Consider the following 15,517-nt stretch of genomic DNA (forward strand, 5'->3'; position numbering starts at 1 on the left):
TCCTCGTCTGTGCCCACCGGGCCCGGGCGGGCCGGGCCCGGTGGGCACAGACGAGGAGCGCCGAAGGTGGCAGAACAGCTGCGGCTCATGGCGGTGCACGCCCATCCCGACGACGAGTCGAGCAAGGGCGCCGCCACCATGGCGAAATACGTCGCCGAGGGGGTGGATGTCCTGGTCGTCACCTGCACGGGTGGCGAGCGGGGCAGCGTGCTCAACCCCAAGATGGACCGGCCCGACGTGTGGGCCAACATCGGCGACATCCGCCGGGCCGAGATGGACGCGGCACGCGCCATCCTGGGCATCGAGCAGGCCTGGCTCGGCTTCGTGGACTCCGGGCTGCCCGAGGGCGACCCGCTGCCGCCGCTGCCGGGGGGCTGCTTCGCCCTGGAGGAGGTCGACGTCGCGGCCGCCCCGCTGGTGCGGCTCATGCGCCAGTTCCGCCCGCACGTCGTCACCACGTACGACGAGGAGGGCGGCTACCCGCACCCCGACCACATCATGACCCACAAGGTGACGGTGGCCGCCTTCGAGGCCGCCGGAGACCCGGACCGCCACCCGGAGCTGGGCGAGCCGTGGCAGCCGCTCAAGCTCTACTACGACGTGGGCTTCTCGCGTGCCAAGATCATGGCCCTGCACGAGGCGATGCTCGCCGCCGGCCTGGAGTCGCCCTACGGGGAGTGGATGAAGCGCTGGGAGGATCGTGCCGACAAGGGTGAGCGCATCACCACCCGGGTCGACTGCGCCGAATACTTCCCGGTCCGCGACGACGCGCTGCGCGCCCACGCCACCCAGATCGACCCGGACGGCTTCTGGTTCCAGGTGCCCATGGACCTGCAGCAGCGCGCCTGGCCGACCGAGGACTTCCAGCTCGCGCGCTCGTTGGTGGACAGCCCGCTGCCCGAGTCCGACCTCTTCGCCGGGGTGCGCGAGACGTGCCATGCCCGTTGATTCCCCGGCGGGCTACGCTGGTGGTCAGCCGCACATCGGAGGAACACCATGCTGACCACCGCCCAGGTGCTCGCGGAGAACAACTTCGGTGACACCCGCACGGGTGGTCTGGCCGGCCCGATGGGCCTCTTCCTCATCGTGCTGCTGGCCACCGCCACCGTCCTGCTGATCCGCAACATGAACGCCCGGCTGCGCCGGCTGCCCGACCGGTTCCCCCAGCAGGGCGGCCCGGCCGAGCCGGGCCGGACCGATGCGACAGTCGCCGATCCGACAGACGGGACCGCCCCGCAGGATTCACCGACAGACGCCCCCAACGGCTCCCACCAGCGCCGGAACGGCTGAACAACGCGTGAATCACGCCGAAGCCGGTCGTCAACCCCTGTTGCGACCACCGGGTTTGGCTTAGCCTTCCGCCGGGGGGACCGAAAGGCCCTGAGCCGTGCGCGGAAGGGGGGCGCCGATGTCGATGGCAGCTACGGCCCCCGACCGTGCCCTGGGGCCGCCGCCTGACGGGGTGGGTCGGTGACCTCCGGCCGGGCCGGCGATCCCCCCGATCGGCTGGGCCTGCGCGGCACCCCGGTCGGAGTGCTGCTGCTGACCTCCGCCGTCGCGGTCACCGCCGTGGTGGCCGCCCTGGTCGGTCTCACCGTCCCCGCGCACCTGCCGCCGGACGATTCGCTGCCCGGATTCGTCCGGTTCGGCCTCGCCGTCGTGGCGTTCGCCGTCGCCCAGCTCGCCCGGCTGCGTTTCCGCACCGCCTCGGGCATGGTCAGCATCACCTGGGGCGAGGCAGCCCTCGTCGTCTGCCTCTACCTGGTGCCGGCCGGCTGGCTGCCGGCCGCCGCCCTGCTCGGCGCGGGTGCCGCGTGGACGACCATGTCCCTGGTCGCCGACCGCCGGCCCGCGCTGGAGCTGGTCCGGATCGCCGGCTCGCTCACCGCCGCCACCGCGCTCGCCGCCGCGGTCGCCAGCACGCTCGGCCGGCCGCTGCTCGCCGCGATCACCCCCGAGCTGGCCCTCGCGCTGACCGCCGGCGCGGTGGTCTACCTGTTCACCACCGCCTGGCTGGGTGGCGCCAGCCTCGCCCTGCTGCACGGCATCCCGATCGGGCCGCCGCTGCTCGCCGCGCTCCGCGGCAAGCTGCTCATGTTCGTCGGCAACGTGGCGGTCGGCCTCGTGGTGGTCACCCTGCTGGAGCTCGACGCGCGCTGGCTGCTGCTCCTGCCGCCGCCGCTCTGGCTGCTCCAGCAGACCTACCGGCACCGGCTCCGGGCCGACCAGGAGCGGCGGACCTGGCGGGCCTTCGCCGAGGCCACGGCCGCGCTCAACCAGCTCGACGAGCGGGGCGTGGCGACCGCCGCGGTGACCGGGGCGCTCACCCTGTTCGGCGCGGAACTGGTCGAGGTGGACGTGGCGCGGGGCGACGCCCGCTGGCGCCGCTACCGGGCGGACACCGGCGCGCAGGTCCGCGACCGCGAGGTGGAGCCACCGTCGGCCACCGGGGCGGGCGAGCACGAGCTGGTCCGGCGGCTCACCGTCGGCAGCGCCGAGGTCGGCCAGCTGCGGGTCCGGTTCCCCCGGTCCGCCCCGCCCACCGCGCGGGAACGGGACGGCGTCGCGGCGTTCGGCGACGCGCTGGCCGCCGCCCTGCACGACGCCGCGACCCACCGCGAGCTGCGGCTGGTCACCGCCCGCTCGTCGTACGAGGCGGTGCACGACCAGCTCACCGGGCTGCTCAACCGGGCGGCCCTGCTGGCCAAGGGCGACCAGGCGTTGCGGCAGCGCGCCCACGACCACCCGGTGGCGCTGCTGCTGCTCGACATCAACCAGTTCAAAGAGGTCAACGACACGCTCGGGCACGCGGCCGGCGACCAGCTGCTGCGGCTGGCCGCGAGCCGGCTGACCACGATGGCCCGTCCGGGCGACCTGCTCGGGCGGCTCGGCGGCGACGAGTTCGCCCTGCTGCTCACCACGGTCCCGGTCGTCGACGACCGGGCCGCCCCGCTGGCGTACGCGCTGCGCCAGGCCCGGGAGATCGCCGAGCGGCTGGCCGCGCCGACCGAGGTGGCCGGGGTGCGCATGTCGGTCGAGGTGGCGGTCGGTGTGGTGGTCGCCGACGCGGGCACCGCCGACCTGACCGAGCTGCTGCGCCGGGCCGACATCGCCATGTACCAGGCGAAGGAGGGCGGCGGCAGCGTCGCCGCGTACGACAGCTCCCGGGACGCGGCGAGCACCGACCACCTGGCGCTGCTGGCGGAGCTGCGGGAGGCCCTGGCGGCCGACGACCAGCTGGTGCTGGCGTTGCAGCCGGCGGTGGACCTGGCCACCGGCGCACCGACCGGGGTGGAGGCGCTGATCCGCTGGCGGCACCCGCGCCGGGGCTGGCTGGGCCCGGCGGACTTCATCCGGCCGGTGGAGAACAGCGAGCAGCTCGGCAGCTTCACCCGCTACGTGCTGGACAAGGCGCTCGCGGTGGCGGCCGACTGGGCGCGCGAGGGGCTGGACATCCCCATCTCGGTGAACCTGTCGGCGCGCAGCCTGCTCGACCCGCGGCTGCCGGCCGAGATCGGCGAGGCGCTGCGCCGGCACCAGGTCCCGCCGCACCGGCTGGTCCTGGAGATCACCGAGACGGTGGTGATGAGCGAGCTGGAGGTCATCGACGAGGTGCTGGCCACCCTCCGCTCGATGGGCGTGCAGCTCGCCGTCGACGACTTCGGCACCGGGTTCTCCTCGCTGACCTTCCTGACCCGGATCGCGGTCGACGAGTTGAAGGTGGACCGCTCCTTCGTGATCCGGATGGCCGACTCGCCGGAGGCGGCCGCGATCGTGCGGACCACCGTCGGGCTGGCCCACGAGCTGGGGTTGCGGGTGGTGGCGGAGGGCGTCGAGACCGCCGAGCAGCGGACCGCCCTGGCCGAGCTGGGCTGCACGGCCGCCCAGGGCTACCACTTCTTCAAGCCGATGCCCGCGGACAAGATCGGGGCGGTGCTCGGGTCGCTGGTGGACACGGCGCGCGGCAACGTCTTCCCGCTGCGCGCCGACGGCGCCTCCTGACCGTCCCGCCCCGCCGGGGCCGCTCGCCCCGGCGGCGCGGACCGGTCGATCGTTTGCTCAGCCGCGGGGCAGCACGTCGTCGAGCACGGTGGGCAGGGCGGCCCAGTCCGCGGAGGCGATGCTGGCGTGCGCGCGGGCCAGCTCGGCCACCCGGGCCGCCGCCGCGGCGGCGTCGCCGGCCCCCACGGCCGGCGGGACGTTCTGCGCGTCGGTCATCACCAGCAGGTAGTGGTTGGCGTCGTACCAGGCGGTGTCGACGCCCCCGGTGACGTACGCCGTGGCGTCGCCGTCGAAGAGCACGAACCACGGTCGCAGGCTCGCGTCGGCGTACCGGGTGCGGGGGTCGCCGGCCTGCGCCCGGTGCACGGCCGGGAAGGCGCGGGCCGTGCCCAGCGTGCCGGCCGCCGCGAGGCCGGCCAGGTGGCGGGCGTACTCGACGTCGGTCCAGAGGGTGTCGGTCGGGTTGCCCTCCTCGACGGTGCCGGGGATCAACTCGACGATCACCCGGCCGGGGAGCTGCGCCCGGCCGGGCCAGGCGTCGGCGCGCGCCGCGGCGTCCAGGCTGGGGTGGTCGCCGAGCAGGTCGGCCGGGCGGAACACCCGGTCGCCGAGCCGCGCGGCGAGCACGGCGTCGAGCTGGGCCGGCCCCTGCCCGGTACGCCCGCTGAAGCCGGTCTTCAGCTCCAGCTTGAGCACGAGCGGGCCGGCGTCGGGATGGGTGCCCAGCCAGAGCCGGATGTCGTCCAGGCAGTGCTCGAGGTTCCGGTTCCGCGTGCCGGTGTAGAGCTGGGCGGCGCTCGTGGCGGCCACGCAGTTGTTGTCGTTGCCGAGCGGGTTGGAGTGGCTGACCCGCCACTGCCGGGTGAGCACGTCCGGCCAGACGTCCAGCTCGATCAGCCCGGGCCGGGCGTCGAGCGCCTGCGCGAGGTAGGGGTAGGTGCCGCGCTCGTAGGCGTTGTGGATCCCGACGGCGGTGGTGGCGGAGAACCGGGTCTCCGGTGGGACCGCGGCGGTCGCGGTGCCGGGTGCCGGCACCGGTCCGGCGAGGGCGGCGAGGGCGAGCAGGGCGGGGAGTCTGCGCATGAACCGTCTCCTTCGGACGGCCCGGCGGCCGCCGGGCATGCGCTGATTCAAATCAACAAAGATGAATATCGGAAGGGCGGGTCGTGTCCCTGGGGCGCGTCACCTCCCCGGCCCGGCCGGTCCACTCCGGCGGCGGGGTCGGGGTGTGGCCGATATGGTCGTCGGGTGAACCGACTCGCCGACGCCACCTCGCCCTACCTGCTCCAGCACGCCGACAATCCGGTCGACTGGTGGCCCTGGTGCGACGAGGCGTTCGCCGAGGCGAAGCGGCGCGACGTGCCGGTGCTCATCTCGGTCGGCTACGCGGCCTGCCACTGGTGCCACGTGATGGCGCACGAGTCGTTCGAGAACGAGGGCGTCGCCCAGCTCATGAACGACGACTTCGTCTGCGTCAAGGTCGACCGGGAGGAGCGGCCCGACGTCGACGCCGTCTACATGACGGCCACCCAGGCGATGACCGGCCAGGGCGGCTGGCCCATGACGGTCTTCGCGACCCCGGACGGCACCCCGTTCTTCTGCGGCACCTACTTCCCGCGGGCGAACTTCGTCCGGCTGCTCGGCTCGGTCGCCGCCGCCTGGCGCGACCAGCGGGAGGCGGTGCTCCGGCAGGGCGCCGCGGTGGTCGAGGCGATCGGCGGCGCGCAGGCCGTGGGCGGCCTGACCGCGCCGCTCACCGCCGAGCTGCTGGACGCCGCCGCCGACCAGCTCGCCTCCGAGTACGACGAGCGGAACGGCGGCTTCGGCGACGCGCCGAAGTTCCCGCCGCACATGAACCTGCTCTTCCTGCTCCGGCACCACCAGCGCACCGGCTCGCCCCGGAGCCTGGAGATCGTCCGGCACACCTGCGAGGCGATGGCCCGCGGCGGCCTGCACGACCAGCTCGCGGGCGGCTTCGCCCGCTACTCGGTGGACGGGCACTGGACGGTGCCGCACTTCGAGAAGATGCTCTACGACAACGCCCTGCTCCTGCGGGTCTACACCCAGCTCTGGCGGCTCACCGGGGACCGGCTGGCCCGGCGGGTGGCCCGCGACACGGCCCGGTTCCTCGCCGACGAGCTGCACCGGGCCGGCGAGGGCTTCGCCTCGGCGCTGGACGCCGACACCGAGGGCGTCGAGGGTCTCACCTACGTCTGGACCCCGGCCCAGCTGGTCGAGGTGCTGGGCGAGGAGGACGGCCGCTTCGCCGCCGACCTGTTCGAGGTGACCGAGCAGGGCACCTTCGAGCACGGCACCAGCGTGCTGAGGCTGGCCCGGGACATCGACGACGCCGACGCATCGGTGCGCCGGCGCTGGCAGGAGGTGGTGGGCCGGCTGCTCGCGGCCCGGGACACCCGCCCCCAGCCGGCCCGGGACGACAAGGTGGTGGCCGCCTGGAACGGGCTGGCGATCACCGCCATCGCCGAGTTCCAGCAGGTCGCGGCGCTCTGCTCGGCCCCCGACGACGAGGACGCCAACCTCATGGAGGGCGTCACCATCGTGGCCGACGGCGCCATGCGGGACGCCGCCGAGCACCTGGCGGCCGTGCACGTGGTGGACGGGCGGCTGCGCCGGGTCTCCCGGGACAAGGTCGTCGGCGAGCCGGCCGGGGTGCTGGAGGACTACGGCTGCGTGGCCGAGGCGTTCTGCGCCATGCACCAGCTGACCGGGGAGGGGCGCTGGCTCGTCCTGGCCGGGCAGCTGCTCGACGTGGCGCTGGCCCGGTTCGCCGCACCCGACGGCGGCTTCTACGACACCGCCGACGACGCCGAGCGCCTGATCGCCCGGCCGGCCGACCCGACCGACAACGCCACCCCGGCCGGCCGGTCGGCGATCGTCGCGGCGCTGGTCGCGTACGCGGCGTTGACGGGGGAGATCCGGTACCGGGAGGCGGCGGACGCCGCCCTGGCGACGGTCGCGCCGATCGTCGCCCGGCACGCCCGGTTCACCGGCTACGCGGCCACGGTCGGCGAGGCGCTGCTGTCCGGGCCGTACGAGATCGCGGTGGTGACGGACGACCCGGTGGGCGACCCGCTGGTGGCCGCCGCGCTCCGGCACGCCCCGCCCGGTGCCGTGGTGGTGGCGGGCCGCGCCGACCAGCCCGGCGTGCCGTTGCTGGCCGACCGGCCGGCGCTGGGCGGTCGGCCCACCGCGTACGTCTGCCGGGGGTTCGTCTGTGACCGGCCGGTGACCGCGGTCGAGGACCTGGTCGCCCAGCTCACGTGACCGGCTCCTCGCCCCCGGCCGGCGGGCGCAGCGGCTCGGGCAGGGCGTCGAACCATTCCAGCACGGCCCGCTCGTAGGCCAGCCCGAAGCGGAGCGTGGCTACCGCGTACGGTTCGACCTCGTCCGCCTCCGGGGGGAGTGCCGCCGCCGCGGCCTGGTAGTCGGCGAGCCGCGCGGCGTGGGCGGCCCGGTGCGCGCCGAGGTAGCCGGCGAGCCGCTCCGGCGGCAGGTGCCGGCCGAAGAGCACCGTCAGCAGCAGGGGGAAGCGGATCGTCTCGTCCGCCGGGGGCCGGCCCGTCCACTCGGTGAACGCCCGGCGCCCCGCCTCGGTGATCTCGTACGGCTGCCGGTCGCGTCGGCCCCGCTCACCGGCCCGGACCAGCCCGGCGGCCGCCATCGCGGTCAGCTCCCGGTAGACCTGGCTCTGGGTGAGCGACCAGAACGCCCCGATCCGCTGCTGGGCGACGGTGACCAGGTCCCAGCCGGTCATCGGGCCGTCGTGCAGGAAGCCCAGCAGCGAGGCGGCGGTGGCGTTCAACGGCCGGTCCGGCATGGGTCGGTTCTCCTTCGCGAATCTCCTTGACATCCCATTGTGTCAGGTCGGATGCTGGACCTGCCGACCTCCCACATAGGGATGTCGCGGGAGGGGGACCCGTGCACACCGTTCTCGTCGTGCTCCACGCCGCCAGCGGCATCACCGGGCTGCTGCTGGCGCTTCCCGTGCTGCTCGCGCCGAAGCGGCGCGGCCGGCACACCCTGCTCGGCCGGGTCTACGCGGGGGCCGCCGTCGGCCTGAGCCTCAGCGCCTTCGGACTCTTCGCCTACGACCCGGGCCGCCTGTGGGGGCTGGCCGTGCTCGGCGCGCTCACCCTCGGCTGGCTGGTCGGCGGCCTCTGGATCGCCCGGCGCCGGCCGCGCGGGCTCGGTGCCCGGGGCTGGCGGATCTGGCACCTCAACCTCATGGGCAGCACGGTGATCGCCTTCGTCACGGGGTTCGCCGTGCAGATGACCGGCGGGCACCTGGTGGCCTGGCTCGCCCCGACCGTGATCGGTTCGCTGCTGATCGCCCGGGCCACCGCCCGGGAGATCGCCCGAGCGCCCCGCCGCATCGCCGTGGCCACGACGAGCTGACCCCGGGCGCCGCGCGGCCGGCTCGGCTGACGGTCACGGCCAGAGCAGTTCGCGGCTCCACCCGTCGGTGGTCCGCCGGTACCGCAGCCGGACGTGCCGGCGCTCCCGGTCGGCCTGCCAGAACTCGACGCTCACCGGGGTCACCGAGTAGACCGTGTGCCCCTCGGCGACCAGCCCGGGATCGGCGGCCAGCCGGGCGCGCACCTCGGCCAGCTCCCGATCCAGCTCGGCGCGGTCGGCGAGGACGGCGCTCTGCCGGCCGGCCAGGGTCGCGATCCGGGAGCCCTCCGGCCGGGCGAGGAAGTCTCGGCGGGAGATGGCGGGGTCGGCGGGCCGGGCGGTGCCGCGTACCCGGACCTGCCGGCCCTGCTCCCGCCAGTGGAAGCCCAGCGCGACCCGGGGGTTGCCGGCGATTTGCGTCCCCTTGGCGCTCGTGGAGGTGGTGGCGAAGTGCCAGCCCTCGGCGTCCAGGTCCTTCAGGATCAGTACCCGCGCGTCGGGTGCGCCGTCGGCGTCGACCGTCGCGACCGTCATGGCGTGCGGCTCGTCCACGCCGGCGGCGACCGCTTCGGCGAGCCAGTCGGCGAAGAGGGCGGTGGGCTCCGCCGGTACGTCGGTCGGGTCGAAGGACGGCATGTCGTGGGCCAGCACCGGCAGGGCGCGGAGCAGATCGCGGGTCGTCATGCGTTGATCTTGCCAGCTGCCCCGAGCGGTCCTCCCCGCGTTCGGCCGGCTCCCGGCCCTCGGGACCGGCGCCGGCCACCGCCCCGATAGGCTGGCGGCGCTATGGATTCCCGTACCGGACTGCCTGTCGTCGGCATGGTGGGCGGTGGCCAACTGGCCCGCATGACCCACCAGGCCGCCATCGCCCTCGGCCAGTCGCTGCGCGTGCTCGCGCTCGCCCCGGACGACGGCGCCGCCCTGGTCGCCGCCGACGTCCAGTACGGCGACCACACCGACCTCGCCGCCCTGCGCACGTTCGCCAAGGGGTGCGACGTGGTCACCTTCGACCACGAGCACGTGCCCAACGCGCACATCCGCACCCTGGCCGAGGAGGGCGTGAAGCTCTTCCCGCCGGCCGAGGCGCTGGTGCACGCGCAGGACAAGCGGGTGATGCGCGAGCGGCTCGGTGAGCTGGGCGCGCCGAACCCGGCCTGGCGGCCCGTCGAGACCCCGGCCGACCTGCTCGCGTTCGGCGGGGAGGTCGGCTGGCCCGTGGTGCTCAAGGCCGCCCGCGGCGGCTACGACGGCCGGGGCGTCTGGATGGTGGACGACGCGACCCAGGCCGCCGAGCTGGCCACCACCCTGCTGGCCGGGGGCACCCCGCTGATCGTCGAGGAGCGGGTGGCGCTGCGCCGGGAGCTGGCCGTGCAGGTGGCCCGCTCGCCGTTCGGGCAGGTCGCCGCGTACCCGGTGGTGGAGACGGTGCAGCGGGACGGCATCTGCGTCGAGGTGCTCGCCCCGGCGCCCGACCTGCCGGAGGAGCGGGCCGTCGCCGCGCAGCAGCTCGCCATCGACCTGGCCACCGCGCTCGGTGTGGTCGGCCTGCTCGCCGTGGAGCTGTTCGAGACGCCCGCCGGGCTGGTCGTGAACGAGCTGGCCATGCGGCCGCACAACTCCGGGCACTGGACCATCGAGGGCGCCCGGACCTCGCAGTTCGAGCAGCACCTCCGGGCCGTGCTCGACTACCCGATGGGGGACACCTCGCTCACCGCGCCGGTCGTGGTGATGGCGAACGTGCTCGGCGGCGAGCCGGGCGGCATCTCCATCGACGAACGGCTGCACCACCTCTTCGCCGCCGAGCCCGGGGCCAAGGTCCACCTGTACGGCAAGCAGGTGCGCCCGGGCCGCAAGATCGGGCACGTCACCGTGCTCGGCAGCGACCTGGACGACACCCGGGCCCGCGCCGCGCGTGCCGCCCGGTGGCTGCGGGAGGGCGAATGACCACCGTCGGGCTGATCATGGGCAGCGACTCGGACTGGCCGACCATGAGGGCCGCCGCCGAGGTCCTGGACGAGTTCGGCGTGCCCTACGAGGTCGGCGTGGTGTCGGCGCACCGCACCCCGATCAAGATGATCGAGTACGGCCGGGCCGCCGCGGACCGGGGCGTCAAGGTGATCATCGCCGGTGCGGGCGGCGCGGCGCACCTTCCGGGCATGGTCGCCTCGGTCACCCCGCTGCCGGTGATCGGCGTGCCGGTGCCGCTGAAGTACCTCGACGGCATGGACTCGCTGCTCTCCATCGTGCAGATGCCGGCCGGCGTGCCGGTGGCCACGGTGTCGATCGGCAACGCCCGCAACGCCGGGCTGCTCGCCGTGCGGATCCTGGGTGCCTCCGATCCGGCGCTGCGGGACCGGATGGCGGCCTACCAGGCGAGCCTGGAGGACCTGGTCGCCGAGAAGGAAGCCACCCTCCGCGCCTCGCTCACCTGAGCCCCCCCCAGGGACCGCCGGGCGAACCGGCACCCGCTGCCCGCACCCCACGGCGAACGCCCACCCCTCCGGTTTCACCGCATGCCGCGGAGGGCCGTCTGGAGGCGTTCCTGGGCGCGGCGGCGCCGCTCGTTGCTCGCGCCGAGCACCAGCAGGATGAAGCCGACCGGGATCAGCACGACCCACGGACCGAGGCTGACCAGCGCGTGCACGGCAGCGATCGCGGTGACCGTGGCGCCCACGATCACCGGCGCCTGCTGCTGGCTCGTCGAACCGAAGATCAGCACGGCGACGGCACCGAGCAGCAGCAGCACCTGACGCAGCATGCTGGACTCGGTGGCCAGCACGATCGCCAGCGTCGGCAGGAACGCGGCGACCAGCGCCGGCCCGTACGCCACCCAGCTCGACAGGTCGGGCCGGTGCCGCAGTTGCACCACCCCGACCAGCAGGGCGAGCAGCGCGAACGGGAGAGTGTAAGCCTCCGGCAGCGCCACGTCGGCGGTCCGCATGAGGATCCACCAGGCGCTGATCTCGTAGATCACCACGCCCCAGATCAGCAGGTTCCGTTCCCCCGGCCGCCGGCCCGGGCGGCTCGCCGCCATCCCGAGGACGGCGCCCCAGGCGGCCAGCAGCGCGGCGATGTGCCGGGGCGAGTCGTACGCCAGGGCCAGCGCGATGAGCGCCGCGGCGTGGCCGCTCCACTCCACGGTGGCCGCCTCCCGGTACGCCTCCGGCCGGCGCAGCCGGGGCAGGGCGGCGGCGAAGACCTGGAGTGCCGCGCCGACGGCCAGCACCCCGAACGCGGACCAGACCGCGGCGAGCCCGGCCACCAGGCCGAGCGTGAGCACGAAGAGCTGGGCCATCAGCGAGGCGAAGAGCCAGCCGAGGATGCGGGCCCGCTGGGTGGTGCCGAAGAGGGCGGCGACCGTGCCCACGCCCACCGCCCCGCCCAGCGTGAACAGGGTCAGCTCCCGGGTGGCGAGGCTCCCGGAGAGCCCGGCGTTCCCGGCGGCCAGCCCGATGGCGAACACCAGCACCCGGGCGACCCGGATCGACCGGGCCGGCTCGGCCAGCGCGGGCGGCGGGGTGAGCGCCAGCCCCAGCATCGAGACGGTGAAGACGGCCAGCCCGGCCATCGCGGTGACGGGCCAGCCGCGGCCGAGCGCCACCGGGGTGATCAGCAACGTGAGCGCCGCCCCGGGCAGGACCACCGGCACGGCCCGGGACCGCCGGCCGCCGCTGAACCCGACCGCGGCGAGCGCCGCCGTCGCGGTGAGCAGGAGCGCGGTGAGCACGTGCGTCGGGTCCACCGCCTCGGGTGGCGGGGTGAGCAGCCCCGGCGGGGGGCCCTGCCAGACCCGGGATACCACCTGGAGGGGCTCGATCAGCGCCACCACCAGCGCCGGCGCCAGCGTGGCCAGGGCCAGGGCGGTGGGCAGCGCCGCCGCGGCGAGCGCACCGGCCGCCGGGCTCACCCGCCAGCGCCGCTCGGCCGGGTCGTCCGGCGCGCGGCGCAGCGCCCCGTTCAGCAGCACCGACCAGCGGCGGATCGGCTGGGCCGAGCCGACCGGCGGCACGGTGGCGGCCCGGATCAGCTCGGCGAGCACGCCGAGCAGCGCCGCCGCGGCGGCGTACACCCCGGCGGGAAGGTGGGTGATCACGGCGGCGGCCGCGCTGACCGTCGCGCCGCCCACCACGGCCACGCTCGCGTAGGGGAGGTACTGCGGGACCTGCCGGCGGACCGCGGCCACCGCGGCCAGGCCGATGCTGGACGCGGCCAGCGCGGCGGTGAGCACCACCTGCGGGGGCCGGCCGTACTCGGCGGCCAGGGCGGCCACCGCCCCGGGCAGCGCGAGCAGGGCGGCGCCGGCCGCCGCGCCGCCCACCTGCACCAGGTGTGCCGGCATCCCCTCCGTGCGGACGTCCTCCACGAGCGCCGGCGCGAGGGCCCGGGCCAGGGCGGCCACCGTGATCCCGATCAGCGCGATGCTGCCGAGTGCCAGCGCCGTCGTCCACGGGCGGACCAGGCCGGCGCCGGCGGCGTGCAGGGCGACGACCCCCGCCACCGTGGCCCGGGACAGCGCCGCGCGCGGATCGGCCGCGGCCACCGCCGCCATCCCGAAGACCGTGGCGACCATGGCGCCCACCAGCACCGGCGACCACCAGGGCAGGTCGAACGCGGCCGGCGCGCCGATGGTGGCCAGCACGGCGGCCGCGCCGGAGACGTCGTACCTCCAGGGCGGCGGCAGCAGGATGCCGGCGGCCACGGCCAGCAGCGCCAGCGCGACCGGCGCCTGCCAGGTGGACCCGCCGGTCGGCGCGGCCGGCCAGCCGCTCAGGTCGCCGGCCCAGATCGGGCCCGGGGTGGCCAGCACCCCGACGCCGCCGCGCAGCGCGCTCCACGCGGCGATCAGGCCGATCAGCGCGCCCCCGGCCGCGATGCCGAGGACCGGGCCGCGCCGCCACTCCTCGGGCAGGGCCCGTGCGGCGACGGCGACCACCGTGACGAGCGCGGCGGCCACCACGAGCTGGCCGCCGGGGGCCAGCACGGCCGCGATGCGCACCAGGGTGGCGATGAGCGCCACCGTGGTGGCGGCGAGGGCCAGGTCGGACCCGTCGAGCGACAGGTCGGCGCGGCGGCCGGCGTCGATCCGGGGGGCGAGCGCCAGCAACGCGGCGGCGACCAGCAGCAGCCCACCCAACCAGGCGTCGGCGGTGGTGGCGCCGGGAGCGCCGAACGCGGCCGCCGCGACCGCCACCGCGCCCAGCACGGTGCCGAGCGCGTGCGGCATGGTGAGGTGCCGCTGGGCGACCTGGACGAGAGCGGCGTAGCCGAGCGTGACGCACACGCCGAGGAAGCTCGCCGCGAGGATCGGGACGGTGATCTCGCGCAGGTTCGCCGGAGTGGCGACCGGCGGTGTCGGCACCGTGGCGGCGACGAACGCGGCCACCGCGCCGGGCAGCGCGAACGCCGCCCCGCCGGCCGCCCACGCGCAGACGGTGTCCGCGGCGGCGGCGGCGATCCGGACCCGGGGCGCCAGCGAGACCAGCGCGCCGGCCAGGAACAGCAGGGTCAGGGCGGCGGCGGTCAGCGCGGGCCGGGCCAGCGCGGCGCCGGCCCCGATCAGCCCCAACCCGGCGGCGGTCACCGAGTGGGCCACCGCGGCGCGCTCGGTGCCGGCGGTGAGCCCGAGCACGCCGATGGCCACCGCGGTCAGCAGCATCGGCCAGCAGGCGGTCGCCCAGCCCAGCCCGAGCGAGGCCGGCACGGCGAGGGCGGTCAGCGCGGCGCCGACCACCGCGAACTCGCGCCGGATCTCCGCCGGCAGGGCCACCACGGCGGCGACGGTGAGCAGCAGGGCGCTGGCGCCGAGCTGCCAGCCGGTCGGGCCGACCGCCGCCGCCAGCTCGGCGTGCCAGTCGCTCAGCTCCGCCGACCAGGCGGGCAGCGCGGCGCGGACCGGGGCCAGCCCGGCGCGCAGCGCGCCGCCGGCCACCACCAGGCCGCTGACCGTGAGCGCCACCGCCGAGGCGAGCTGCGGACCCCGCCGGGCCGCCTCCGGTACGCCCCGGACAGCGACCCCGGTGAGCGCGATGACCGCGGCGATGAGCAGCAGCGACCGGCCGGGGAAGGCGACCGAGGCGACCCGGCCCAGCGCGCCGATCACCGCGAGGGTGACGATGCCGGCGCCCACGTCGGGCAGCGGCGGCCGACGCAGCACCAGCGTGCCGGCGAGCCCGACCAGCGCGGCGAGCAGCAGGACGGCTCCCGCCGCCGCGGCGGCCGGCACGGTGGCGGCGCGCAGCAGGGCGGTGACCGCGTACGCCAGGGCGACGGCGACCGCCGCCCCGTGCAGCAGCCAGGTCAGCTCGCGCAGCCAGGGCACCGGACGGGCCGGCGGGACCGGCTCCGCGCCGGCGGGCGGCTCCCCGCCGAGCACCTCGCCGGCCTCCTCGGGGGCCGACTCGGGTCGGGCGTCGGCGGCGCGCTGCCGGGGTGTGGTGGGCTCCGGCGGTGGGGCCGGCAGGTCACGCCGGACGGGGCGTTCGAGCACCACCGCGGAGCGGGCCAGCGCGAGGTCGGCCACCGCCACCACGGTGAGCACCAGCGCCCAGCCGGCCGGCCCGGTGATCCGCTCGTACGCCAGCAGCGGCAGCACCGGCTGGGCGGCCAGCACGGTGGCGAAGCGGGGCGCGCGCAGCCCGGTCCAGTACGCGTACCCGAACGCGACCACGGTGGTGACCAGGAAGATCGACCCGGAGAAGGCGGGGCCGGAGGTGCCGCCGCCGACCCGGTCGACGGCCCACAGCGCGTACCCGGCCAGCGGCAGCAGCAGCAGGCCCACGGCGGCGATCGTCTCGGCGGTCGAGGTGAGCCCGCGCCGGGCCACCACCGGCGGGGCCAGCAGCATGAGCACCGTGGCGACCAGCAGCACGCCGAGCCGGGCCAGCGCGTCCATCGAGCTGGTGGCCACGGCGGCGAAGACCACCGCCGCGACGCCGAGCAGCAGCGCGCCGAGCCCGAGGGGAATGTTCTGCACCTCCCGCGAGGACGCCTCCGGCGGGTGCTCCGGGTTGTCCGCGTCGAGCCACTGGGGGCGGCCGCGCGGCGGCGACGGGGGAAGGTCGTCCGGTCCGGTCGGCGGGGTGCCCTGGCGGGGCACGCG

The 15,517-nt window shown here is 76.0% G+C and carries 11 protein-coding genes; 7 read left to right on the top strand and 4 right to left on the bottom strand.

Features of this window, described 5'->3' with window-relative positions:
- Positions 1 to 66 precede the first annotated feature (66 nt).
- The 3 genes from mca (at position 67) to F8274_RS24025 (ending at position 4,002) form a co-directional block, all read left to right on the top strand.
- Positions 67 to 948, top strand: a complete 882-nt coding sequence (gene mca / locus F8274_RS24015; protein WP_151464633.1) for a mycothiol conjugate amidase Mca — start codon at positions 67 to 69, stop codon at positions 946 to 948.
- A 48-nt stretch (positions 949 to 996) separates the two neighbouring features.
- Positions 997 to 1,290: a hypothetical protein gene (locus F8274_RS24020; protein WP_151464634.1), complete on the top strand. Its 294-nt coding sequence runs from the start codon at positions 997 to 999 to the stop codon at positions 1,288 to 1,290.
- 216 nt (positions 1,291 to 1,506) lie between these two features.
- Complete coding sequence (locus tag F8274_RS24025) at positions 1,507 to 4,002, top strand: bifunctional diguanylate cyclase/phosphodiesterase (protein ID WP_151464643.1); 2,496 nt, start codon at positions 1,507 to 1,509, stop codon at positions 4,000 to 4,002.
- 57 nt (positions 4,003 to 4,059) lie between these two features.
- Here F8274_RS24025 and F8274_RS24030 read toward each other — a convergent pair whose 3' ends face one another.
- Positions 4,060 to 5,085 (bottom strand): phosphatidylinositol-specific phospholipase C domain-containing protein, encoded by a 1,026-nt coding sequence (locus tag F8274_RS24030; protein WP_151464635.1) that lies wholly within the window; start codon positions 5,083 to 5,085, stop codon positions 4,060 to 4,062.
- A gap of 165 nt (positions 5,086 to 5,250) precedes the next feature.
- On the opposite strand from F8274_RS24030, the gene F8274_RS24035 reads away from it, so the two are divergent.
- Positions 5,251 to 7,287, top strand: coding sequence for a thioredoxin domain-containing protein (locus F8274_RS24035; RefSeq protein ID WP_151464636.1), 2,037 nt, complete (start codon positions 5,251 to 5,253; stop codon positions 7,285 to 7,287).
- On the opposite strand, the gene F8274_RS24040 is transcribed toward F8274_RS24035, so the two are convergent.
- The gene (locus F8274_RS24040; protein ID WP_151464637.1) at positions 7,280 to 7,840 is read right to left on the bottom strand and encodes a PadR family transcriptional regulator; all 561 of its coding nucleotides are present in this window, start codon (positions 7,838 to 7,840) and stop codon (positions 7,280 to 7,282) included. The two genes, F8274_RS24035 and F8274_RS24040, sit on opposite strands and share 8 nt — an antisense overlap.
- A 101-nt stretch (positions 7,841 to 7,941) precedes the next feature.
- Here F8274_RS24040 and F8274_RS24045 point away from each other — a divergent pair, with 101 nt between their 5' ends.
- Positions 7,942 to 8,418, top strand: a complete 477-nt coding sequence (locus F8274_RS24045; protein ID WP_151464638.1) for a hypothetical protein — start codon at positions 7,942 to 7,944, stop codon at positions 8,416 to 8,418.
- A 33-nt stretch (positions 8,419 to 8,451) separates the two neighbouring features.
- Here the strand turns inward: F8274_RS24045 and F8274_RS24050 are convergent, their stop codons facing one another.
- A complete protein-coding gene (locus F8274_RS24050; RefSeq protein WP_151464639.1) occupies positions 8,452 to 9,102 on the bottom strand; it encodes a pyridoxal 5'-phosphate synthase in 651 nt (216 codons plus the stop codon).
- A gap of 102 nt (positions 9,103 to 9,204) precedes the next feature.
- Between F8274_RS24050 and F8274_RS24055 the strand changes: the two genes are divergently transcribed.
- Complete coding sequence (locus tag F8274_RS24055) at positions 9,205 to 10,362, top strand: 5-(carboxyamino)imidazole ribonucleotide synthase (protein WP_151464640.1); 1,158 nt, start codon at positions 9,205 to 9,207, stop codon at positions 10,360 to 10,362.
- Entirely contained in the window at positions 10,359 to 10,850 is a 492-nt protein-coding gene (purE, locus tag F8274_RS24060; RefSeq protein WP_151464641.1) for a 5-(carboxyamino)imidazole ribonucleotide mutase, read from the top strand. Before F8274_RS24055 ends, purE begins: the two co-directional genes overlap by 4 nt.
- A 74-nt stretch (positions 10,851 to 10,924) precedes the next feature.
- On the opposite strand, the gene F8274_RS24065 is transcribed toward purE, so the two are convergent.
- On the bottom strand, positions 10,925 to 15,517 hold a 4,593-nt coding region (locus F8274_RS24065; RefSeq protein WP_151464642.1), incomplete at its 5' end, for an SCO7613 C-terminal domain-containing membrane protein.

Source organism: Micromonospora sp. AMSO31t, assembly GCF_008868175.1.
Classification (GTDB): domain Bacteria; phylum Actinomycetota; class Actinomycetes; order Mycobacteriales; family Micromonosporaceae; genus Micromonospora.